A 24,203-nucleotide genomic window follows, 5' to 3' on the forward strand; every position below is an offset into this window, starting at 1 on the left:
AAGATTATTTATTTCGTAAACCCAGTTTCCCGAATCACACATGTCATCTCCCGCGCCCAAGCAAATGGTTTTCATGGGGTCGGATGTTATCACGCTTCCGATCTTGGAGTATTTGTGGGAAGAAAGAGAGAGGGTAGTCCTTACTGCGATTTACACGCAACCTGATCGAGCGCGAGGTCGTGGGAAAAAGATTCAGCCCAATGCAATCAAGGTCTGGGCTCAGGAAAAGGAGATTCCAGTATTTCAGCCGGAACAGTTTGATGAGCAGGCTATACAAGAACTATCTGAGCTAAACCCCGACTTGATCTTAGTAATGGCTTATGGCCATTTGCTTCCAAAGCCAGTGCTAGAGCTCCCTAAGCTGGGTATTTATAATATCCATACGTCCTTACTTCCAGCGCTTCGTGGCGCTTCGCCTATCGAAACGGCGGTTGCCAGTGGATACAAAGAAAGTGGAGTCAGTCTCATGCGATTAGTCATGAAAATGGATGCGGGTCCGGTCTTTGATCGTGAGTCCATCTCTATCTCAGATATCGAAACCGGCGGTGGCTTTCGGGAGAAACTGGCCGAAGCAAGTCCACGAGTATTGGAGCGGAACTTATCCTCGATGTTGGATGGGTCTATTTTATCAACTGAGCAAAACGACGAGGAAGTCAGTTATTGTAGGCTTCTGGTGAAACAGGATGGGCAATTGGACTTTTCGAAATCCGCAGAATATCTGGCTCATCGAATCAACGGCTTGTTTCCTTGGCCAGGTTGCTCGGCCCAGCTCGATGGTGTCATGATCAAATTTGGCTTGGCTGCTTTCGAAGATGCGGACCAATCATTCGAATCTGGAGTTGTATTTGAAGGAGACACTAGCTGTGTGAGAATAGGAACGGGGCAAGGCGTGCTTCGAGTTCTACAATTACAAAGACCGGGAGGGAAAATGCTCCCTGCTGAAGCCTTTTTACTCGGAAACCCTATTGCTTCCGGTGAACGCTTTCTAAGTAGGGAAATGCACTCACTCGTATCGCCAAAACCGGTTTCTCATAAAAGAGTCTTTCAACTTTATACGAAACCATAGTATTAAATGGGTGTTCTGACCTTTAAGGAGCTTTATCATGAAACCTAACAGTATCTGCCTCACTATTTTATCCCTTACATTATCTCTGCTTAGTGCCCACGGTCAGGGCTATTCCCAGCCGACGCGCATGACCAGCCCAAGTGGTTCTGCTCGGGCGAGCCTTTCTCAGGACGTGGCGCTATTGAAAGAGCAACTTGGGGAAATGCGATTTGAGGTGGAGCGACTGCTTCGTGAGAACGAGACGCTCGAGTTGCGAATGAAAAAACTGGAGGCTCAAGGTGCTGCAGCTGTGAGTGACGTGGTATTTCGCCAGGAACTTGCCTCACTCAAAGCGGAATTTAATCGCCTGAGCAAAGCGCAGCGTGAAGAACTCGCGAAACAAATTACTAAACAAATTAAGGGTTTGGCTGATCAGGTGAATCAAGGAGGAGCTTCCTCCCGTGGATCTAGCTCTGCCGCACCTCCCGTTATCACTGAGTGGGACCCCAACAGTTTCCCGAAGACGGGCATCTATTACAAAGTACAATCAGGAGATACCCTGTCTAAGATTGCTTCGGAGGTCGGATCGAAAATTTCCTACATTACGCATGCTAACAAAATTCCGAATCCCGATCGGCTGCAAGTTGGCAGAGAACTCTTCATTCCGATCGATAATCAATAATTTATAGCTCATGGCGAAACGCAAAACAGGCCTCGGTCGAGGACTCGGAAGTCTCATCTCAGGAGGCGTCTCCAAATCCGAACCCGTTAAGAAAACAGCGAAGAAGGCAGTTGCTAAAAAGGCTCCGGCTAAGGCGAAGGACAAACCGGCACCTCAGGAAGATACATCCGCAGGATTTGCCGAATTGCCGATCAGTGCAATCGAGCCCAATCCCTACCAACCACGCCGTGATTTCGTCGAAGCCCATTTAAATGAGCTGGCTGAGAGTATCCGTTCTGAAGGATTGCTCCAGCCTGTGGTCGTACGACAAGTTGGCAAAAATTATCAATTGATTGCTGGGGAACGGCGTTGGCGTGCCTGCCAGCAATTGAAGCTGAAAACGATTCCCGTTCGGCTGGTGGAAGCGAGCGATGCCTCTTCAGCGACCTTGAGCCTTATTGAAAATTTGCAGCGAGAAGGCCTGAACCCGGTTGAAGAAGCGCTTGGCTATGCAAGCCTCTTACGTGACTTTGACCTTACCCAAGAGCAAGTAGGTGAACGCGTGGGGAAGGGGAGAGCTACGATTGCCAATGCCCTCCGATTGCTTCAGCTTGAAAAGGAAATTCAGGGGTTTCTCAGAAAAGGCCACCTTTCAACTGGTCATGCCAAAGTACTTCTCGGAGTCGAGGAACCGGCTCAACGTACCATGCTTGCCCGTCGTGTGGTGGAAGAGGGATCCAGTGTGAGAGATACAGAGAAATACGCTCGGCAAATCAAAGAATCTCGTGGGCAGAGTTCTTCCAAGTCCAATACCAGTCGACCTGCCAGTGAGACGGCCGCGGTACGTGAGATTCAAGACAAAATTTCAAAGCGGTTTAAAACCCGAGCTGCGATCAAGCATGGTCCGAAAAAAGGCCGAATCGTCATCGAGTATTTTGGGAACGATGATTTGGCGCGTATACTCGAAGAAATGGGGGTTGAAGGGTAAGTATGCTTTTGACTTGCACTGTAGGAACTCGGTGAGCAAATTAGCCCGTTTTTTCCAAAGAGCATTCACATGACTATTATAATCGCTATATTCAGCTTCGTTCTGGTTCTCCTTTGTCTTTTCACACTTCTCGTTGTGATGGTTCAAAAACCTAAAGGTGACGGAGGTATGGGCGCTGCATTAGGTGGAGGTTCTATGGAGGCGGCATTAGGAGCCGAAACCAGCTCCCTGTTGACCCGGATTACCATCTACGCAGTCATTGGGTTTTTCGTGCTAACTTTCGGTCTTTATCTTGGAAACCTATCTTCCATGAAGGGTGAGACAGAAGAGGGCAGTGAAAGCATTCTCAGTGAGATCGTTGATGAAGCTGCCGCCGAAGCCTCAAATGCACCTGAAGCTGAAAGTGCCTTACAGCAGATTTTACAGTTGAGTGAAGGCCAGGAAGAGGCCGCTGAGCAAGCTGAAGCCGCCGGGCAAGAACTGGAAGCTGCCGCCGAAGATGTTAAGGCTGAAGTCGAAGAAACAGTAAATCAGTAGCGCTTCTTCTGCAACATGCTTAGAGCGTCGGAGTCTCAGGGCACTATGATTCGCGCAATCTATACCGCCCTAAGTATTTCGGTAATTCTGTCTCTTGTGACTTCCCCTGTGTCTGGACAGCGGGCCAACAAGCGACCAAAGATAGAAATCCTTCGAGAGATTGATCTCGAAGAAGGACGGCAACGCTTGATCGATTTCAGACGGATGTGGGTCGTTGGAGATATCAGTCTCCGATATTCACTCCAGTATATTCCCCGTCGCGGCAAGCGAAAGGAGATTGAAGGAACTCTATGGGGAACCAATGGCTTGGGGGGACCTGTATCGCTTATCAAAATCCATGGAGATTCGGAATCTCAGCTCTACCTGCAAAGCGGACCCTTCGCATCTGTTTCCAAAAAACAAAATGCGCAGGCACGATGGGCAATGGTAGACGTATTGGATTGGTTCAAAACAGTAGACGATCAGATTACACTGACTGCATTCGACTTAATGATGCCGTTTATCTACTGGAAGGATTGGTCTTACGAAGGCGTGACCAAAGTGAACAGTCGAGTTGCCCATGCCTTTCTTTTGACAGCCCCTGAGTCTTTTCAAAACAACTCGCTTAGCTTGTATGGGGTAGTGGTGTTTCTGGATGAAAGTTTTAATGCTTTGCTTAAGGCCGAGTATGTGACCGCTGATGACCTGGTCATTAAATCGCTCCGATTGATTGATATTAAAAAGGTGGACGATGTATGGTTGCCCAAGACGTTCGACTTCTTGGATGAAGTGGGTCGAGATAAGACGCGCTTGAGAATCCGTGAAGCAGCCGTGCATCTTGATTTCAGTGATCATCCGTTTGGTCGCGGAGTTATTCCTGAGAGTGTACCCGAAATTCCACTATCTCGGTACAAAGAAGTAAAGTAAGGTGGCTTAAGTGATGAATTATTTGCCTAAGTTTGAAGTAAGAAAAACTCTTAGCCGTGTTGAAATTTACTAGGGGATTCTCTCCTAATGGGAAGCTGTAGTTGAATTATGGTTGCACACCTGAAGAATTCGATAGATAAAAGGCAAATGCTACCTTGCAATGGGTACAACAATCAGAAAACATAAAACAGAATCAGTTAAAAACTCCTACTAAAATTAAACAACAACAACGTTACTTATTAACCACTAAATCAAAAAAGGTAATATAATCATGGCAGTTAAAAAGAAATCCGCAACAGCGCCATTGACTTTCGATATCGGAGGAAAGCTATTGGACAAAATCGAAACCCTTCAGAAACGGTCCGGCGCCGCTTCAAAGAGTGAAGTGATTCGATATGCCCTTCAACAATTTGACTTTTCTGGAGTTCAAATTGAACCGAAGTCTAGCAAGCAAATTTCAGTTCGTCTTTCTAACAAAGCAAAAACCGAGCTCCTTCGTGCTTCAAAGAAACTCAAGGTAAGTGTTGGTGAGTTGCTTCGTTTGAGTGTTGAGTCTTTGCCTAAAAGAATGGCTGCTGGCTCATTAGCTCCGGCTGCTCCTGCACCTAAAAAAGCGGCCAAGAAAAAGGCTGCTAAAAAAGCTGCCAAAAAGGCTGCTCCAAAGAAGGCCGCTAAGAAGGCCGCTAAGAAGGCCGCTAAGAAGGCCGCTAAGAAAGCCGCTAAGAAAGCCGCTAAGAAAGTCGCTAAGAAAGCCACCAAGAAAAAAGCTGCTCCAAAGAAGGCTGCTAAAAAAGCTGCCAAAAAGGCTGCTCCAAAGAAGGCTGCTAAAAAAGCTGCCAAAAAGGCTGCTCCAAAGAAGGCCGCTAAGAAGGCCGCTAAGAAAGTCGCTAAGAAAGCCGCCAAGAAAAAAGCTGCACCAAAGAAGGCTGCCAAGAAGGCTGCTCCAAAAAAGGCTGCCAAGAAAGCTGCCAAAAAAGCCGCTAAGAAAAGAGCCAAGAAAAGAGCCAAGAAAAAGTAAGCTTAAGTTAATTTCTACACAAAGCGGGTAGCCTTCAAAGGTTGCTCGCGTTTTTTTGTACTTTTTCTTGATAGGCTGAAATAAAGCTTATCTCATACACCGCTTAAAAATTCTGCATATCCACTTCAAACGACTGATTCATGACACTATCTCCTTGGGCGAGTAATATTTCACCTTCACCAACTCTAGCCGTCGATGCACGCGTAAAGGAGCTCATTGCTTCTGGTGAAGATATTGCGGGATTCGGAGCGGGAGAACCCGATTTTGATACTCCAGCTTTTATTAAGGATGCCTGTAAGGAAGCACTTGATCAGGGTAAGACGAAGTATGCTGCCTCCTCAGGTGTGCCAGCTCTAAGATCCGCTCTGGCTGAAAAGTATCGTTCATTCAATGGAATAGAAAATGCCTCAGCAGCCGAGGTGATTGTTTCACCCGGTGGAAAGTATTCCTGCTATCTAGCAATTCTAGCTACCTGCGGCCCCGGAGATGAGGTCCTCATCCCCGCACCGTATTGGGTCAGTTATCCGGAAATGGTTAAACTTGCCGGTGCGACTCCTAAGATAATCGAGGTAGGTGACGAGCAAGGATTCAAGATCACGCCGGTACAACTTGAAGAATCCATTTCTGAAAAGTCCAAGTTGTTAATTCTCAATTCCCCGAGCAATCCTACAGGTGCTGTATATTCCAAGGAGGAACTCGAGGCTCTTATGGAGGTAGTGGTGAAACATAATCTCTACTTAATGTCAGATGAGATTTATGAGTATCTTTATTATGATGCCTTGAGCCATACCTCCCCAGCTTCTTTTGGGGCTGAAGCAGCAGCTCGCACCATTACTGTCGGAGGTTTTAGTAAAACCTTCTCTATGACGGGTTGGCGCTTAGGCGCTTTGCATGCTCCCCTGGAAATTGCCAAGGCCATTGGAAGTATTCAGAGTCAGACCAGTTCGAATGCTACCACATTTGCCCAATGGGGTGCCTTGGCTGCGTTGGAGAAGCCCGACCTGGCTCGAGCCGCTCTCGCTGAGATGCTGGTCGCTTTTGATCGTCGCCGTTTGAACCTGCTCGATGGCTTAAATGGAATTAATGGAATCAAATGTCTGCGAGCCCAAGGTGCCTTTTACTTATTTCCAAACATTTCTTCCTTTGGACTTTCCTCAAATGATTTTGCGGCTCGGCTATTGGAAGAGGCAAAAGTCGCTGTAGTGCCTGGTAGTGGTTTTGGAGCGGATGACTATATCCGTCTGAGTTATGCCACCTCGGATGAAATCATCGAGAAAGGCCTTAATCGCCTCAAAGACTTTTGCGCGAGTTTCTAATCCCAAAATCGTAAAGCCAATTCCGAAAAGCACCGCATACCGATTGGTAGGGCGTCATCGTTGAAGTCAAAGTCTGCTTGGTGAAGCTGTGGGAATCGGTCGGCCTCAGGTGGTTTTAAACCTAACCCGAAAAAGCAGGCAGGTGACTGTTGCGCGAAGTAGGAGAAATCTTCACCGACTAATTGAGGGAAAACGGATTCCACTTGAGTTACCGAATCTTCTATTTCTTTGAATGCACTCTCTAGGTAGTCGACTGCTTCTGGAGCGTTGGAAAGGACTGGATAACCTTCGATGAGATTCACATCAGCAGTTGCCCCCATCGCTTCAGCGGTACTTGTAGCTATGGTACGAATACGATCAAAAACCATTCGCTGCGTTTCAGTGGAGAGTGTTCTTATGGTCCCGTTCAAATAGACCGAATCTGGGATGATATTGAATGCGGATCCACCTTGAAACTGCGCCACGGTGATTACGATGGAATCCTCGGGTGCCGTGCTTCGAGAAGCAATTGATTGCAGGGCGAGTACCACTTGGCTGCCTACCAGGATAGGGTCTATGCATTTTTGTGGCCTCGCTGCATGACCTCCGCGTCCGTGGATAGTGATTTCAAACTCATCTGCGTTGGCCATCATGGGGCCCTTACAAGTTGTGATTTCGCCCAGGTTTATGGATGGCCAGCCATGCAGGCCGAAGACCATGTCTACATCTGGGTTTTTAAGAGCACCTTCCGCGACCATTTTCTCCCCACCGGCTCCACCTTCTTCCGCGGGTTGAAAGAAAAATTTAACGGGCCCTTTTAAGGAATCAGAAAGCTCTGACAAAACCAACGCTGTGCCCAAGAGGCAGCTGGTGTGACCGTCATGACCGCAAGCATGCATGAGTCCTGGTTTTTCTGATGTCCAAGCCTTGCCCGACTTCTCTTCAATAGGGAGACAATCCATGTCTGCACGAAGGGCAATGGCGCGTCCTCGCTTATCTGACCCTAGGGTGGCAATAATTCCCGTCTGGGCGACGCCTGTTTGGATTTCAAAACTTCCACATTCATTCAGTCGTTTGACAACCTTGGCTCCTGTTTCCGTTTCTTGGTATCCCAATTCTGGATTTCGATGCAGATCATGCCGAAATTCAATTATCTCTGGTAGGTAACGATCAATGATGGGTTGGACAGAAGACATGGCTTTGAAAGTGTTAATAAGAACCTTTCTAGAGGTTGAACGCTTTGCAATCATCTACTTTTTGATTCGTGGAAAGTTCGGTTCGGTCGAGTAGGAAAAGCGATTGTGGGAGGATGAGGAACTAGGAAAATGCGTAGATTACATGAATTCTGGCTTGGCACTCATTCTGCTCGATGCTATAAAATTACCATAACGAGGGCGTACAACCTGTGCTAAATTTTTCTAAGAAACATTTCTCCTCCCAAAACCCATCCCTATGTAGCCTCGGAAGAGTATCTTCCGAGGCTCATTTCTTAAGTCATTTGGCGGCGTAGTCTTTTACCCAAGTGGAGCTTTGTAAGGTCGAGGTCTTCCAGCCTAAATATGAGGGGTAAAAAAAACATTTCGACTTTCTTTACCATTCGTATTACTAATAGTATGGGTGAATAATATAAGAATAAATAATATTAAATGAATCCTCCCACCAAACACCGCCGCCTCCTTAAATGGATAGAAGATGTTAAATCCGTCTGCAAACCAGACAATGTATACTGGGCCGATGGGTCTCAAAAGGAATATGACACCCTGATGAATCAAATGGAGGATTTAGGTGTCGCTATCAGGCTAAATGAAGAAAAGCGTCCCAACAGCTTCCTGTTCAGATCTGATCCTAGAGATGTCGCGCGTGTGGAGAGCAGGACTTTTATTTGCTCGGTGAATCCAGAGGATGCTGGCCCTACTAATAATTGGGAAGCACCCCGCGTCATGAAGCGCAAGCTGTTGAAGATCTACGATGGATGCATGCGTGGGCGAACCATGTACATCATTCCTTTTAGCATGGGGCCTATTGGATCTCCTATTTCCCAAATTGGTGTGGAAATCTCTGATTCTCCCTACGTGGTTTGTAACATGCGGATCATGACCCGTATTGGAACTAAGGTTTTGGAGGCTTTAGGCGATCGAGGATTTTTTGTTCGCTGTGTTCATTCAGTTGGTAAACCGATTCTGGAGCCGGAGGATGATGTCCCTTGGCCTTGTGATCCTGAAAATACCTATATTGCCCATTTCCCCGAAGATCGATTGATCTGGTCCATCGGAAGTGGCTACGGTGGAAATGCCTTACTTGGTAAAAAGTGTTTCGCCTTGCGGATTGCTTCCGCCATGGCTCGGGACGAAGGCTGGCTTGCAGAGCACATGTTGATCCTTGGCGTCAAAGAGCCTAACGGTGAAAAGACCTATGTCGCCGCTGCATTTCCGAGTGCTTGTGGAAAGACCAACTTTGCCATGCTCGAACCTCCCAAAGAGATGGAAGGTTATGAAGTTACCACCGTTGGTGACGACATTGCTTGGATCAAACCGGGAGATGACGGGCATTTGTATGCCATCAATCCGGAAGCAGGATTCTTTGGTGTAGCTCCAGGAACTTCGGATGAAACCAATTATAATGCCATGGCCTCTTCTAGGAAAGATGCCATTTTCACCAACTGCGCATTGACCGATGATGGCGATATCTGGTGGGAAGGTATGACGGAAGAAACTCCCGCTCATTTGATCGATTGGAAAGGTCGAGATTGGACACCCGATAGCGAGGAGCCCTCTTCTCATCCGAATGCCAGGTTCACCGCTCCAGCTGAGTTGTGTCCCACCATCGATCCGGCATGGGAAGATCCGAATGGAGTAAAGATTTCTGCCTTCATCTTTGGTGGACGGCGGATGAATGACGTGCCTTTGGTGTTCCAAGGTTTTAATTGGACTCACGGCGTATATTTAGGTGCCACCATGGGGTCTGAACTCACGGCCGCTGCTGAAGGAACGGTCGGGAAGTTGCGTCGCGATCCTATGGCAATGCTTCCTTTCATTGGATACCATATGGGGGATTATTTCCGGCATTGGTTGAATATGGGGAAAAAGGTCAAAGAGCCACCTCGGATCTTTCATGTGAATTGGTTCCGTAAGAGCCCCGATGGTCGGTGGTTGTGGCCTGGCTTTGGTCAAAACATGCGTGTCCTTCGGTGGATTATTGAACGAACCAATGGAAACACGCGGGCCTTTGAGGCGCCTATCGGCTGGATGCCACACTATGAAGATATTGATTGGCGTGGTATCGATTTCACCAAAGAGCAGTGGGACGATCTGATGTCCATCGATAGAGATAAATTGAAGATGCAAACCCTTCAACATGAGGAGCTTTTTCTGCAATTGTTCGATCGATTACCTAAGGAAATGATCTTTCTGCGTGAGCTTCTAATTGGAAGCTATTGATCAGAATTCTATTTTGGAAAATAGGATGCGCACTCCTCTAACAGTGGAGTGCGTTTTTGTTTTAGGAGGTTTTACAATAAACATATCATTATATCCTGATATGATGATATTTTACTTGATAATCTCTTCTAAACTGCACTTATTAGTCCCCCTATGAGTAAGGATTTCATATTTTCTTCTGAATCTGTCGGCGAAGGACATCCGGATAAAGTATCGGATTATATCTCTGACAGCGTATTGGACGCCTGTTTTGAACAGGATCCAACTAGCCGTGTAGCCTGCGAAACCCTCGTGAAAAGTAACTGTGTATTCTTGGCTGGTGAAATTACCACCCAGGCAAAATTCGATTACGAGCAAGTCGTGCGTCAGGCCATCACCGATATCGGTTATGTGAACGACGACGATGTCTTTCATGCTGATAAAGTTTTTATCACCAACGCTCTGACACAACAATCTCCCGATATTGCGCAGGGTGTAAACGCTTCCGCAGCTGAGGGAAAAGATACCGATGAGCAGGGAGCAGGAGACCAAGGAATCATGTTTGGTTATGCCTGCGACGAGACGCCAGAATTGATGCCGGCGGCTATTATGTATTCTCACCGAGTGAATCGTAAGCTTGCCGAAGTGCGCCGCACCGAAGAAGGAAGATGGCTACGCCCCGATTGTAAGTCACAAGTATCAGTCGAATACAAAGACGATAAGTTGGTCGGAATTACGGCTGTGGTTGTATCAACACAACACACGGATGACGTTGATCACGCTTTTATTCATGACTTTGTGGTAGAGAAGGTTGTAAAGCCAGTACTACCTGCTGAACTCCTGACAGACGATACGCAGTATCTTATTAACCCGACTGGCCGCTTTGTTGAAGGGGGGCCTCAAGGAGATGCCGGATTGACGGGTCGCAAGATCATTGTTGATACCTATGGAGGTTGGGGACGACACGGTGGTGGAGCTTTCTCCGGTAAGGATCCTTCGAAGGTAGACCGTTCTGCGGCCTACATGACACGTTGGGTTGCTAAGAACATTGTTGCTGCCGAGCTCGCGACCTGTGCTGAGCTTCAAGCGGCCTACGCGATCGGTTATCCGCTTCCTGTGAGTATGGCCGTTGATACATTTGGCACCGGAAAGGTGGCCGATGAAGTTTTGGTAGAAGCCATTAAAAAGACTTTTAGCTTCAAGCCGGCGGAGATTGTATCACAATTGGATCTACTGCGTCCTATTTATCGGAGCACAACTCACTACGGTCACTTTGGAAAAGAAGAGTTACCTTGGGAACAAACCAACAAGGTCGACGAATTGACCAACCATTTAGCCTAAATTTTCTATGGATACACAAACTGAACTAGAACCTGACTATAAGGTAAAAGACATTTCCTTGGCCGAATTGGGTCGAAAGGTGATTGATATGGCTGAGCCGGAAATGCCCGGTCTCATGGCTCTTCGCGAAGAGTACGGTCAAGATAAGCCTCTTAAAGGTGCTCGCATTTGCGGATGTTTGCACATGACAACCCAAACTGCGGTTTTGATTGAAACGCTACAAGAATTGGGCGCCTCTGTTCGATGGTCCTCTTGTAATATCTTTTCTACGGAAGATCCTGCTGCTGCCGCTGTCGCTGCTGCTGGAACTCCTGTATTCGCTTGGAAGGGTGAAACAGAAGAGGAATATGAGTGGTGTATCCGTCAGACCTTACGCTGGCCCGATGGATCTGGCCCGAATATCCTTTTGGATGATGGTGGAGATTTAACCGCTGTCGTTCACAAAGATTATCCAGAGCTATTGAAAGACATCCGTGGCCTTTCAGAAGAAACTACCACTGGAGTGCATCGTCTCTACCAAATGGAAGAACGTGGAGAATTGGGCTGCCCAGCTCTTAACGTCAATGACTCCTGCACGAAGTCAAAGTTCGACAACGTATATGGTTGTCGCGAAAGTTTACTCGATGGCATTAAGCGTGCCACGGATGTGATGATCGCCGGTAAGGTAGCCGTTATCGCTGGTTACGGTGATGTTGGCAAAGGCTGCGCGCAAGCGATGGCCGGACAAGGTGCTCGTGTAATCGTGACCGAAATCGATCCCATCTGTGCTTTGCAGGCTTCCATGGAAGGCTATGAAGTAACGACTATGGAGGAAGTGGCACCAATTGGAGATATCTTTATTACAACGACAGGTTGCCGAGACATCATTCGCCGTGAGCACCTGGACGCGATGAAGGACATGGCGATTGTGGGTAATATCGGTCACTTCGATTTGGAAATCGATGTTGCTTCGGTATTGAACGATCCGTCGATTTCTGTTTTGAACATCAAGCCTCAGGTTGACCAAGTAAATTATCCTGATGGTAAACGCATTATCATTTTGGCTGAAGGTCGCTTGTTGAATCTAGGTTGTGCTACTGGTCATCCGAGTTTTGTGATGAGTGCTAGTTTTACCAATCAAGTATTAGCTCAAATTGAGCTATTTCTTAACCCAGACAAATACGAAAACAAGGTTTACGTATTGCCCAAGGCTTTGGATGAAAAGGTTGCTATCTTGCACCTGGACAAGCTGGGTGTGAAACTGACCAAGCTGAACGATGAGCAGGCTGAGTATCTTGGCCTGCCAGTTGCGGGCCCATTCAAGCCCGATCATTATCGTTACTAGTCGAATCTGGTTTATTTTTTGAAGAAGCCGAGTTCTCTTGAGAGTTCGGCTTCTTTTTATCCGCCCATTATCTTTGCCCTTGAAAGGCCTCCCTCTGTCGGATGTCGTTATCCCATTATGAAAGTATATTTAGATGGCCAATTTGTAGATGCAGATGATGCGAAGATCTCAGTCTTCGATCATGGATTGCTATACGGTGATGGTATCTTCGAAGGTATTCGTCTTTATCAAGGCTGCGTTTTCCGATTGGAGGAGCATTTGGAGCGCTTGGAATATTCTGCGAAGGCCATTCTTCTAAAAATGCCATGGTCTCGTCAGGAAATAGCTGACATCGTTTGCGAGACTTGTCGGGTAAATGAGTTGGAGAATGGCTACATCCGTCTCATTGTTACTCGAGGCAAGGGAAACCTTGGGCTGTCTCCAAAGACTTGTTCGATCCCAAGCTTGATTTGTATAGCTGATCATCTTGCTTTGTATCCGGCCGAGTACTACCAGGAAGGCCTCAAGATTATCACTGTGCCCACGCGTAGAATCAATTCTGCTGCTTTGAGCCCTGGAGTGAAGTCCATGAATTATCTGAATAACATCATGGCCAAAATGGAAGCCGATCAGCTTGGTTACATCGAAGCTCTAATGTTGAACGATCAGGGCTATGTGGCTGAATGCACAGGCGACAACGTCTTTATCTTCCAGAAAGGGAAGCTTTGGACCCCTCCTTTTCATGCTGGTGCACTGAAAGGGGTTACGCGAAGTGTCGTTCTGGATATTGCAGAAGATTTGGGCGTACCCGTCATGCAGGAAAATCTAACGCGTTATGACATTTGGATCGCCGATGAGTGTTTCCTGACGGGGACTGCCGCCGAGGTCATTCCTGTGGTTGAAGTCGATGGGCGACCAATCGGTGAGGGAACCCCTGGAAAGAAGACGGCAAAGTTCCTCGAAGAATTCCGTTCCAGGGTTGCCAAAGAGGGCACTTTTCTGTAAAAATATTCCTCAGATTTCAATAGCTGAGGTTTTGGAATTAACTCAGGTTCTCGGCCTCCTATTCATTAAATAGTCTTCGCCTGGCGTTTGAACCATTTTCTGTGGGAATGGATCATGCTTGTAGTTGAAGAAATGTTTTTTTCATACATAATAAATATTACTAACTAAGTCCCACCCATGGCTGAATCGATAAATTGCGATATTTGCAGCAAACTCGCTACCGTACACCTGACTCAGATTGTGAATGGAAAGATTCATAAGATCGATCTGTGTGAGACCTGTGCTAAGGAAAAGGGAGTGACCGATCCCAATGGATTTTCACTTGCCGACTTACTGGCGAGTAACGGAGACAATGATGAATTGGAAATCGTGCATTCAGATTTGGTTTGTAGTGTCTGCGGATTTACTCCTGAGGATTACAAAAAACTTGGAAGGCTCGGATGCCCAAGCTGTTACGAAGATTTGGCTCCTATGATTGCTCCCATGCTTACGCACATGCACAAGGGAATTGAGCATGTCGGAAAAGAGGCTGAAAACACCCTCGCTCGTGAGGAATCTCAAACGAAAGTATTCGATGTTAAGGCTCAATTACAAAAGGCCATCGACGAGGAACGATACGAAGACGCTGCCAATTTGAGGGACGAATTATTGCGATTGAGTGAGGAAAGTGAGGAATCACATGTCCATTAGATCGCTATTGAAGAGTAGGGGAGAATTAACCCATGGATCGGCTGCTAAGTGCCCGATCGTCATGAGCACTCGTATTCGTTTAGCTAGAAATTTGTCGCAGTTCCCGTTCCCAGGGTGGGCCAAAAAGACACAAAAGGAAGAGGTGCTTGGCCGTTGTTTGGAAGCGGCTGCCCGAATTCCCAAGATAAAAAACCCAACCGGTCTGCGGATCGACGAACTGACCGAATTAGAGCGCCAGATCTTGTTCGAACGGCATTTGATTAGCCGGGAGTTAAGTAACGAACCGGAAGGTGCCGGCGTAGTTATTTCTCAGAATCAGGCCTGTTCCATCATGATCAATGAGGAAGATCACCTCCGAATTCAAGTCATCAAGAACGGGCTGCATTTGAAGCGCACCTGGAATTTTATCAACAGCATCGACACTGCCATTGAGGAATCCCTCAACTATGCATTTACCAAGGAATTAGGTTACCTGACAGCTTGTCCGACCAATGTGGGCACCGGTTTGCGAGCTTCTGCCATGCTTCACTTGCCTGGTCTGGTTATTTCCGGACAGATGGAAAAGGTGGTTCGTGCCGTGAATCAGCTGGGAATTGCCGTTCGCGGGATTTTTGGCGAAGGCTCGGACGCAAGTGGAAGTTTCTTTCAGATTTCCAACCAACAAACGCTTGGTGAAACCGAAGATGAAATTTTGAAACGTCTTAATAGCGTCATGGCGACGATCATTGAGCGTGAGGAAGATGCACGCGAAAAAGTTCTCGAGGATGACAGTAATAAGGTTTTCGACAAAATCGGCCGTGCTTATGGGGTGTTAAGAAGTGGGCATCTTTTAAGCTCTTCTGAGGCGATGAACCGTCTTTCCCTAATTCGTTTGGCAATCGATTTTGGCTCAATACCGGAACAATCTCGTACCTTGGTGGACCGATTATTTATCGAATGTCAGCCCGGACACATCCAATTCAACGCAAATAAAGAAATTGAACCAAACCAGAGGGATGTGCTAAGAGCTTCCCTTCTGCGGGACGCCTTTGCCAAACTTCCCGAACTTACCTTTGATCATTTTACCCAATAAATCCACAACCTAACTTTACAAATTTGTACCAATGGAACCGATGAACAATTTCACTCCGCGCGCTCAGCAGGTATTAGCGCTGGCTCGGAAAGAAGCAGATCGTTTTCACCATAATTACGTGGGAACTGAACATTTGCTGCTGGGGTTAATCAACCTCGGCCAAGGCGTTGCTGTCAACGTGCTGCAAAAGATGGGCCTCGATTTGGTTACGGTCCGCAGTGCCGTCGAAAAGCAAGTCGGCATGGGCCAGGAAGCTAAGCCTTCTGGCAACATCCCTTTTACTCCTCGGGTCAAGAAAGTCTTGGCCTTGGCGAGTAAGGAAGCGAAAAACCTCAACCACAGCTATGTGGGAACCGAGCATATTTTACTCGGCCTGCTTCGTGAAGGAGAGGGCGTTGCCGCCCAAGTTCTCAAATCACTTGATGTGGATATTGAGCGCACTCGAAACGAAATTCTAAGTGAATTGGACCCCAACTACGCTGGTAGCGATGTTGAGGAGCCCGCTTCTGCGCCGCATGCGAAAGGTGGAGAAGACAAAAAGGAAGTTAAGACTCCTGCTTTGAAGGCATTTGGCCGCGACCTTACAGAGATGGCCCGCAAGGGTGAACTTGACCCGGTCATTGGCCGTAAGAAGGAAATTCAACGTGTGGTTCAGATCCTTTGTCGCCGTACCAAGAACAATCCAGTTTTAATTGGTGAGGCCGGCGTGGGAAAGACCGCGATTGTCGAAGGACTTGCCCAGGAAGTTATTAACGGGATTGTGCCTGAGATTCTGGCTGATAAACGCGTTGTTACTTTGGACCTTGCTCTTATGGTGGCTGGGACAAAATACCGTGGGCAATTCGAGGAGCGCATCAAAGCCGTCATGGACGAGATTAAGCGCACTCGCAACGTGATCCTGTTCATCGATGAATTACACACGATCGTTGGAGCCGGTGCTGCCGAAGGAGCGATGGACGCTTCCAATATTTTCAAACCCGCTCTGTCGCGTGGTGAAATGCAATGTATAGGAGCTACAACGCTAGCCGAGTACCGCAAATTTATTGAAAAGGACAGTGCACTAGATCGTCGTTTTCAAAGCGTTAAAGTAGATGCTCCGTCGAAGGAAGATGCAGTGAAGATCCTGCATGGAATTCGTGGGAAATATGAAGAGCATCACAACGTGACCTATACTGACGAATCATTGGAGTTGGCTGTTCAGCTTTCTGATCGTTATATCACAAACCGTTTCTTACCTGACAAAGCCATTGATGTTCTCGATGAAGCTGGTTCACGTGCCCGCATAGCAAGTCTGAACCGCCCACCTGAACTGGATGATCTACAAAACGAGATCGAAGAGGTTTGTGGACTTAAGGAAGACGCAATTAGTAAGCAACATTTCGAAGAAGCTGCCAAATTCCGTGACCAGGAAAAGCAACTCCGTCAGAAGCGTGAGCAGCTTATGGAAGATTGGAAGCAAAGTCGGAAGGAGATGGAGATTGTTGTCGGTGGAGACGATATGTTAAAAATCGTTTCTGGATGGACCGGTATTCCGCTGACGCGCATGGAGCAGAAGGAAACTCAACGCTTGCTCCAACTTGAAAAGGATTTGCAGGAAGAGGTTGTTGGCCAAGATGCGGCTACTGAGGTCATTGCCAAAGCGCTACGTCGCTCTCGAGCTGACCTGAAAGACCCACGCCGTCCGATTGGTTCGTTCATGTTTATGGGGCCGACAGGTGTTGGTAAGACTCACTTGGCAAAGACGCTTGCTGAAAACATGTTTGGCGATCAGGACGCTATTATCCAGATCGACATGTCTGAGTACATGGAGAAATTTACCGTATCTCGTTTGATCGGGTCTCCTCCTGGCTATGTTGGGCACGAAGATGGCGGCCAGCTATCTGAAGCTGTGAGACGCAAACCTTACTCAGTTGTTCTGTTTGACGAAATTGAAAAGGCTCACCCCGATGTTGTTCAGCTGCTTCTTCAAGTACTTGAGGATGGACGCCTGACGGACAGTCTCGGCCGTGTGGTAGACTTCCGGAATACAATTATCATTATGACCTCCAATGTAGGGGCTCAATTGATACAGAAGGAGACTTCCCTCGGATTTGGTAAGAAGACAGGGAATGCTGACGATTTCGAACGCGTTAAGGAAAAGATTTTGGAAGAATCCAAACGGGTATTTAAGCCTGAGTTCCTGAATCGGATTAACGAGTTGGTTGTATTTCGCTCTCTTACTAAAGAGGACCTTGTTAAAATCGTTGATATTGAGCTTAAGGGTGTCATCAAGCGCCTGGAGTCTCACGAGATCTTCATGACTGTTGGCAAAGAGGCGAAGGAATACCTTATTGAGAATGGCTACGATGAAAAATACGGTGCGCGTCCATTGCGTAGAGCCGTAGAACGATACATTGAAGATCCTCTTGCAGAAGCCATCTTGCGTGGCGACCTCAAGAAAGTGGATCCGATAGAAGTAGTGATGGAAGATGGGGCGATAAAGTTTGAGCAAAAACAATCATCATCTGAAGTCCCATCTAACTAGCTGGATTTTAAATGATATTAATTTCAAAGGGCTCCTTCAGGAGCCCTTTATTTTTATGCAACCACAGCACTGATTATAAACGTTTACCTTCTAATGCGTTGTTATCTCAAACGATTGTGCTTCTGCCTGTTTAGCCTGCTATGGGTAAACCTGTCTTTAGGGCAGGCTGAGGAAGATTACCCGTGGATTGGGATCGCGAATGCATCTGTTTTTCCTCAAAAGCTTTTAAACTACCGAGATGCACATGGCTGGTCGGAGCTAAGGATGTCTGTTTTTCGAGATGCGAAACATGCCTATGAGCGCCGTCATCCGGTAGCCGAACGACTTCTGTATACCTTCCTTTGGATCGATTTGATGCACCAGTCGGAATCAGAATACGTAACCGAATGGGTAGATAAGATGGGTAAGGCCAATCGTTTGCATGCCAATATGCCTGCTCAGATTCCCTATTTTCAAGGTATTCTTGGTGAGCGACTGAGTGACGATTTCTTGCGATATTTTTTCTCTAAGAGTGATCTGATGAGATCTACTTACAATCAATGGGAGCCTACTGATTTGTTGACGGAATTCTTTTCTATCCTGGAGCGATTCTATTCTAACAATAAGTATCTTTTTGGACGGTACTCCGAATTAGCTTTTGCAATTGCCTTTGTTCACGATGTCCCGCCGCCACCTCAATGGCCTCATGCTCAAGTCGGTCAGCATGTATTACCAAGGCAACTACAAAGTCCTGAAGAGGTCTTTGCTTATTTCACAAATGCACGGAATTCCAAATGGTTTCACAACTCAATTAGACGCTTATCATTATCGGATACTATCTTCATGGTAGATTTGATAGTTACACCTGAAGAGGTTGAATGGGTTCACAGCAACGTAACCGTGAGCCCTCTTGAATTCGAGGACGTTTATACCATGATTACATACGATATGCCTCGCTTGGAACGTGGTCAGATGTACTGGATTTACGATGACTATTCGTTGCCTTCAATTTTTCAAGCCGGAGGGATCTGTGTCGATCAAGCCTACTTCGCCAGCCAAGTGGGGAAGGCCCAGGGGTTACCCACAATAGAATTTTTAGGCTCTGGCTTAGACGGTCGTCACGCGTGGTTTGGCTACTTAAATAATCGAGGTAAATGGGAGATGGATGCTGGGCGCTACGCAGACCAGCGCTTTGTCACAGGCTATGGCTTTAATCCACAAACCTGGGGCTATATCTCTGATCACGAGGTTGCGTTTATTGGTGCTGGCTATCACAATTCCAATTCATTTTGCAGGTCCCAAGCCCATTTCTACTGGGCTCGTATTCTTGGATATATGGGCCAATTAGAAGAAGCCGTGAAGGCGGCTGAAGATGCCGTAGCGATGGAGCGTCGGAATGCGGAAGCTTGGGAATTGCTAATTGATCTGAGGAAACAGAATGGAGCATTGCGGAACCGAGTCGATGCTACCTATCGGTCGGCGCTGTCGGCGTTCAGAACCTATTCTGATCTGGAAGCGAAGTTTTTGACCTCTTTTGCTGAATACCTTGAAGCGACCGGGCGTCAAAATTCAGCTCGTTCTGAGCGCAATCGCATTACCTACCGCAACAAAGATAATCGTCCGGATCTGGCTATCCAGAATTCTGTTAAGATTTTGGAGGAATCCATTCAATCGGACTCTCGGTCAGCTCAGATGTATGTCTACAAAAAGTTACTGTATCAATTAGGAGACCAAGCTGGAATACAACTGTTAGATCAGCTGGTTTTGCCGTTCATGTATTATCTAATGAAAGAAGGGCGTAACGGAGATGCCAAGATTGTCATTATGGAAGCTGAACGGGTTTTGAATCCTCCAGCCCAGTCGCAGATGGCTGGGGAAATTTCTAAGATAAAAGTCCAAGTTGGGCTCTGATGGATTCAAGCTTGAAAAAGCTAACTTAATTTGGATGCTTGGCGGCTTTATTTGGCTGATGCTGAACCAATAGCATACCATTCTACCTAGATTGCCATGGACAGAACACTGATCATTTTTAAGCCCGACTGCATGAAGAAAAAGCTGATGGGCTCCGTATTAAGCCGGTTCGAAGCGGAAGGCTTTTCGGTTGCTGGATGCAAGATGATGCAGCTCGATTCCGATTTGCTTCGGACTCACTATGCTCATATCGCTGAATTGCCCTTTTTCCCGGAAATCGAGGCGTTTATGGCTTCTGAGCCTGTAGTGGTCATGATTCTGCAAGGTGAGGACGTCATTCCAAAAGTGCGCGAGTTGCTTGGACCTACAGATTCAACGAAGGCCCCGGCTGGAACCATTCGCGGCGACTACGGTGAATCGGTAATGATTAACGTGGTGCACGCATCTGATAGTCCGGAGGCTGCTGAAACAGAAATCGCACGTTTCTTCGACGAGGCTGACTTTATCAAGGCATAGCCTCTGTGTATTTGGAGCGCGTGTATTCTCCCGCTTTTTTATTTTCTCTTGAGGAAGATGCGCTAGCGTTGGTTTAGATGTATCGCTGTGTTGCTAGAATACCCGAACAACTCGCTGAGTTCATTGAGGCTTTCGCTGTACATGTAGAATTGGAGAAGGGGCTGAGTCAGAATACCGTTTCCGGCTATTTCAGCGACTTAGAGCAGTGTGCCGGATTTTTGAAATCACTCAACCTGACTGATTGGACACAAGTCTCACATGACCATATTTCCTTGTGGATCAGTTCACTCAGCGGAGACGACTATGCTGTAGCCAGTTTAGCGCGCAAGTTAACGAGTATTCGGTTGATGGCTCGTTTCCTCGTAAAGGAAGATATTCGAAAGGATGACTTCAGTGAATTAATTACAGGGCCCAAAATGGTTCGTCGATTGCCTGAGACTTTGAATCCCGAGGAGGTGGACAGATTGCTGGCTGCTCCTGACTTGAATACTCCTTACGGCCTTCGCGATCGTGCGATGCTGGAATTATTTTACTCCAGTGGTCTGCGTGTATCAGAAATGGGTGGATTGGAGTTACACCAATTGGATTTAGATCAAGGATTTCTCCGAGTTTATGGAAAAGGGGCAAAAGAAAGACTTGTTCCTGTAGGCTCCCGGGCCGTTGATGCCATTCGTTCCTATTTAGATGCTGGACGAGCATTCTTTGTTAAACCGCATACGGGTAGTGATTTGTTTCTCAGTGAACGGGGCAAAGGGATCAGCCGAAAAATGGTTTGGGTTATCATTAAGCGTTGCGCCACGGTAGCGGGAATCGAAAAGCCGGTAAAACCCCATTTACTAAGACACTCCTTTGCGACTCATTTGCTGAATGGCGGGGCTGATTTGCGTGCGATTCAAGAAATGCTTGGACATGCCGATATTTCAACTACGCAGATTTACACTACGGTTGAAGATAGCCGCCTTATTGATCAGCACAGTAAATTTCACCCACGAAATCGATTGGGTGATTGAAGCATACTTCTACTGTACCATCTCGTAGGAGATGACTTTGCCCTCACGAAAATCGACCACGAGGTTCTTTTCAGGTTCACCATAGCTTCCTACAACGACGTGGTTGTCCCAATAGGGTCTCCTGATCCAGCTACCGTAATACGAGTTGTATGTGAAAAATCCGTGGTGGCCCCCATATCCATAGCCATCAATAGGACGAGGACGGTATTCGTAGTAAGTCCATACTTCTGTGGTCCCATCCTTTGTCCGTTTCTTGGCTTTCCTATCTGGCATTCCTGCGGCCATCATCACCATCTCATGTGTGAAATCTAAATCGACTTCACCCTTCAGGATTGTTTCCTTTTGGTTGGCCGAATAACTCTCAAACAAATCCTTGTTTTCATCCACACGTGATTGAGGAGTGGATACGCAACCGCTCAATCCAAGTATACCTAATAACGATACGACAATAAGTGCTTTCATGTTGATCTTATACTCTGAGAATATATTTCTCTCTCCGGTTCCCATATTTCTAGTTCTTTTTACCTTCCTGTAACCAAGATTAATTTGACAGGTAGTTTTGGCGCAATTTAAAAGACTTCTCCGGATGGAAGCTGTATTGACAAGACAAGTATTGGTGCTGAATCGGTGCTGGCAAGCTGTCAACGTCGTCGGTGTAAAACGAGCATTCAGTCTTTTGGTCCAAGGTCATGCAGATGTGATTCATCAGGAAGAAGGTGACTTTCAGTTATACGACTTTGATCAATGGGTGGATTCATCAAATTTATGGGGTGATGGAGGACCAGAATACCTGCACACAATCAATCACCTGATACGCTTACCCAAAGTGATCATTTTAAAGGTCTTCGATCGATTACCTATCAAAGAAGTGAAGTTTCATCGAAATAACATTTACGAGCGGGATAAGCACCGTTGTCAGTATTGTGGAAATCAATTCATTGAAAATGAGCTCAATCTGGACCATGTGATTCCTCGTCATCACGGAGGACGAACTTCATGGGAGAATGTAGTCACCTCCTGTATTCGGTGTAATTCAAAAAAAGCCGATCGCCTTCCCCATGAGGCTGGAATGCGGCTTATTCGAAAACCGGCCAAGCCGAAATGGAGGCCCTTCGTATCCGTTGCGGAGAATAAAGAGAAAAATCCCTCCTGGGACTATTTCCTGAATCCTTTGAAGCTATCTTAACGGGCTTTGGCTTAAGTCAACGGAAGCCAGAATTTCATGGTCGTCCCTAGATGGCTCGATTCTTTTACCTCTATGTCTCCTCTATGGCTTCGCAGTATCCGTTTCACAATGGAAAGTCCCAATCCTGTGCCTCCGGGTCTGCCTGTTAGGAAAGAGTCGAATATTTTTTCCTTAAGTTCACTCTGAATTCCAGGTCCTGTATCTTCTACTTCAATACAGCCAAATGGTTGCTCTCCGATCGATTCGCTATAGCAGCGGAAAGTTATTTGACCACCTTCGGTCATTACTTGGGACGCATTTAGAACCAGGTTCAAAATGACTTGTTGGATTTGCCCTTTATTGGCTTCTGCTATGAGTTTTTCCTCCGAGGGTTCAAACACCGCAGAGATTTTATTTTGGAGCAATTTCAGTCGCACGAGCTGCATGCTTTCTTCAATCAAATCAGCAAGGTTCCAGTGCGAGTGCATGGACTCCGACGTTTTTCCAAAGCTCAGAACTTGTTCTACGATGCCTTCGAGTTGACCAATTTTTTCATCGATGATCTGCGCGTCTTTGCGCCGTTGGTCTCCTTCTTCAAATTTCAAGTCAAGACTGCTAAAGAGAAGCTTGATAACCATTAGCGGGTTTCGGATTTCGTGGGCAATCTCTGCGGCCAACAAGCCAAGCGTGATTAACTTATCATTCTTTTGTAGATGCTCCTCATTCTCGAACATCATGGTGTAGAGCCTCAAGTTCTGCATGGCTACAGCACTGAAGCTGGCGAGGGTACTTAAGATGCGTTTCTCCTGGTCGTTTATGCGGTGCATCTTATCCGCATAGGTGGCTAATAGCCCGATAACTTCGTTTTCCCAGAGGATCGGACAACAGACCATGGATTGGAGGTTTTCACCACTCACAATATCCCAGAAATGATCCTCCTCGGAGCGTCGTAGATCAAAAACGTCGATGGGGCGTTTTAGCTGTATTGAGACTCCAAATGACGTATCTTGTAGCTCCAGTTCCGGTAAGGGATCATACTTTCCTTTGGCTCCATGCATGGAGTGGACCTTTAAACGTTCCTTGTCAGGACTAAGCACGAGCAACATCGATAAACGACATCGCATGATGCTATGCGTTTCACGAGTGATGGTTTCTAGTAAATCATCTAGGTCCAACCTTGAGATTAAGTCCTGCCCCATTGAAATCAGTGATTCCAATTGTTGCGAGCGGTTTTGAAGACCTTGAATCAGCCAGAGCTGACCCACAATCTGAGTCGTCTCCTCAGCGATTATCTCTAGGGCCCGTTGGGTGTCTTCAGAAAATGCGTTTTTGCGATCCGAGCCGATGTTGATAACGCCGGTAATTTGCCCTTTTTCTATCATCGGGCAGGCTAGCTCACTCCTCACATGATCGGAGATTTTGAAGTAACGGGGGTCTTGTTCTACATCGTGAACCAATAGGGATTTCCCGTGTAGAGCCACCCACCCCGTAAGGCCTACTCCTACTGGAAGATGAACATCCCTGGTATCTTGAGGAAGCCCCCGGTTCACCTCAATATCGAGTTCCCGGGTATCTGGGTTTAAGAGCGCTATGCTCGCCGAATAGGCTGCAAAATATTGCTGAACGAGCTCTAGAATAGTGGTGAGTGCACTTTGTGGGTCCTTCGCTTCATGCCCGATCACACGTATGCGATACAGTAGATCTATCAGTGCATCTCGTTCATTTGATTTGCTCATTTTTACCCAAATTGATTTGGTTGGTCACCCTCACCCATCGCATAAATACAAATTACGCTGCAAGGCGCATTTTTGAATTCTACTG

Annotated in this window: 21 protein-coding genes; 18 read left to right on the forward strand and 3 right to left on the reverse strand. The window is 46.9% G+C overall.

What is annotated here, in order from left to right:
* The first annotated feature begins 40 nt into the window (after positions 1-40).
* The 7 genes from fmt (at position 41) to GA003_02515 (ending at position 6,471) form a co-directional block, all read left to right on the forward strand.
* The gene (fmt, locus tag GA003_02485) at positions 41-1,066 is read left to right on the forward strand and encodes a methionyl-tRNA formyltransferase (protein QXD28864.1); all 1,026 of its coding nucleotides are present in this window, start codon (positions 41-43) and stop codon (positions 1,064-1,066) included.
* A gap of 37 nt (positions 1,067-1,103) precedes the next feature.
* Positions 1,104-1,727, forward strand: coding sequence for a LysM peptidoglycan-binding domain-containing protein (locus tag GA003_02490; protein QXD28865.1), 624 nt, complete (start codon positions 1,104-1,106; stop codon positions 1,725-1,727).
* A 10-nt stretch (positions 1,728-1,737) separates the two neighbouring features.
* Complete coding sequence (locus GA003_02495) at positions 1,738-2,694, forward strand: ParB/RepB/Spo0J family partition protein (protein QXD28866.1); 957 nt, start codon at positions 1,738-1,740, stop codon at positions 2,692-2,694.
* 69 nt (positions 2,695-2,763) lie between these two features.
* Positions 2,764-3,231 carry a preprotein translocase subunit SecG gene (secG, locus tag GA003_02500; GenBank protein ID QXD28867.1) on the forward strand — a complete coding sequence of 156 codons (468 nt, stop codon included), beginning with the start codon at positions 2,764-2,766 and terminating at the stop codon, positions 3,229-3,231.
* Positions 3,232-3,276: 45 nt separating this feature from the next.
* On the forward strand, positions 3,277-4,137 hold the full coding sequence (locus GA003_02505; GenBank protein ID QXD28868.1) for a hypothetical protein: 861 nt from the start codon (positions 3,277-3,279) through the stop codon (positions 4,135-4,137).
* 271 nt (positions 4,138-4,408) lie between these two features.
* A complete protein-coding gene (locus GA003_02510) occupies positions 4,409-5,155 on the forward strand; it encodes a CopG family transcriptional regulator (protein QXD28869.1) in 747 nt (248 codons plus the stop codon).
* Positions 5,156-5,295: 140 nt separating this feature from the next.
* Positions 5,296-6,471 carry a pyridoxal phosphate-dependent aminotransferase gene (locus GA003_02515; GenBank protein QXD28870.1) on the forward strand — a complete coding sequence of 392 codons (1,176 nt, stop codon included), beginning with the start codon at positions 5,296-5,298 and terminating at the stop codon, positions 6,469-6,471.
* Here GA003_02515 and GA003_02520 read toward each other — a convergent pair.
* Complete coding sequence (locus GA003_02520) at positions 6,468-7,646, reverse strand: amidohydrolase (protein QXD28871.1); 1,179 nt, start codon at positions 7,644-7,646, stop codon at positions 6,468-6,470. The two genes, GA003_02515 and GA003_02520, sit on opposite strands and share 4 nt — an antisense overlap.
* A 450-nt stretch (positions 7,647-8,096) precedes the next feature.
* Here GA003_02520 and GA003_02525 point away from each other — a divergent pair, with 450 nt between their 5' ends.
* The 10 genes from GA003_02525 to xerD all read left to right on the forward strand — a co-directional run bounded on the left by GA003_02525 (position 8,097) and on the right by xerD (position 21,217).
* Positions 8,097-9,887, forward strand: a complete 1,791-nt coding sequence (locus GA003_02525) for a phosphoenolpyruvate carboxykinase (GTP) (GenBank protein ID QXD28872.1) — start codon at positions 8,097-8,099, stop codon at positions 9,885-9,887.
* A gap of 153 nt (positions 9,888-10,040) precedes the next feature.
* Positions 10,041-11,207 (forward strand): methionine adenosyltransferase, encoded by a 1,167-nt coding sequence (gene metK / locus GA003_02530; GenBank protein QXD28873.1) that lies wholly within the window; start codon positions 10,041-10,043, stop codon positions 11,205-11,207.
* A 7-nt stretch (positions 11,208-11,214) separates the two neighbouring features.
* Positions 11,215-12,531: an adenosylhomocysteinase gene (gene ahcY, locus GA003_02535; protein QXD28874.1), complete on the forward strand. Its 1,317-nt coding sequence runs from the start codon at positions 11,215-11,217 to the stop codon at positions 12,529-12,531.
* Between the two features lie 117 nt (positions 12,532-12,648).
* Positions 12,649-13,515, forward strand: coding sequence for a branched-chain-amino-acid transaminase (gene ilvE, locus GA003_02540; GenBank protein ID QXD28875.1), 867 nt, complete (start codon positions 12,649-12,651; stop codon positions 13,513-13,515).
* Between the two features lie 177 nt (positions 13,516-13,692).
* Entirely contained in the window at positions 13,693-14,205 is a 513-nt protein-coding gene (locus tag GA003_02545) for a UvrB/UvrC motif-containing protein (GenBank protein QXD28876.1), read from the forward strand.
* A complete protein-coding gene (locus tag GA003_02550) occupies positions 14,195-15,277 on the forward strand; it encodes a protein arginine kinase (protein QXD28877.1) in 1,083 nt (360 codons plus the stop codon). Before GA003_02545 ends, GA003_02550 begins: the two co-directional genes overlap by 11 nt.
* 31 nt (positions 15,278-15,308) lie before the next feature.
* A complete protein-coding gene (locus tag GA003_02555; GenBank protein ID QXD28878.1) occupies positions 15,309-17,801 on the forward strand; it encodes an ATP-dependent Clp protease ATP-binding subunit in 2,493 nt (830 codons plus the stop codon).
* A gap of 93 nt (positions 17,802-17,894) precedes the next feature.
* On the forward strand, positions 17,895-19,691 hold the full coding sequence (locus GA003_02560; protein ID QXD28879.1) for a hypothetical protein: 1,797 nt from the start codon (positions 17,895-17,897) through the stop codon (positions 19,689-19,691).
* 96 nt (positions 19,692-19,787) lie between these two features.
* Positions 19,788-20,207 carry a nucleoside-diphosphate kinase gene (gene ndk / locus GA003_02565; protein ID QXD28880.1) on the forward strand — a complete coding sequence of 140 codons (420 nt, stop codon included), beginning with the start codon at positions 19,788-19,790 and terminating at the stop codon, positions 20,205-20,207.
* Between the two features lie 77 nt (positions 20,208-20,284).
* On the forward strand, positions 20,285-21,217 hold the full coding sequence (gene xerD / locus GA003_02570; protein QXD28881.1) for a site-specific tyrosine recombinase XerD: 933 nt from the start codon (positions 20,285-20,287) through the stop codon (positions 21,215-21,217).
* 9 nt (positions 21,218-21,226) lie between these two features.
* Here the strand turns inward: xerD and GA003_02575 are convergent, their stop codons facing one another.
* Positions 21,227-21,679, reverse strand: a complete 453-nt coding sequence (locus GA003_02575) for a hypothetical protein (protein QXD28882.1) — start codon at positions 21,677-21,679, stop codon at positions 21,227-21,229.
* A gap of 124 nt (positions 21,680-21,803) precedes the next feature.
* Between GA003_02575 and GA003_02580 the strand changes: the two genes are divergently transcribed.
* The gene (locus tag GA003_02580) at positions 21,804-22,403 is read left to right on the forward strand and encodes an HNH endonuclease (protein QXD28883.1); all 600 of its coding nucleotides are present in this window, start codon (positions 21,804-21,806) and stop codon (positions 22,401-22,403) included.
* An 11-nt stretch (positions 22,404-22,414) separates the two neighbouring features.
* Here GA003_02580 and GA003_02585 read toward each other — a convergent pair whose 3' ends face one another.
* Positions 22,415-24,118 (reverse strand): GAF domain-containing protein, encoded by a 1,704-nt coding sequence (locus GA003_02585; protein QXD28884.1) that lies wholly within the window; start codon positions 24,116-24,118, stop codon positions 22,415-22,417.
* Positions 24,119-24,203 lie beyond the last annotated feature (85 nt).

This window comes from Opitutia bacterium ISCC 52 (assembly GCA_014529675.2).
Lineage (GTDB): Bacteria > Verrucomicrobiota > Verrucomicrobiia > Opitutales > UBA2995 > UBA2995.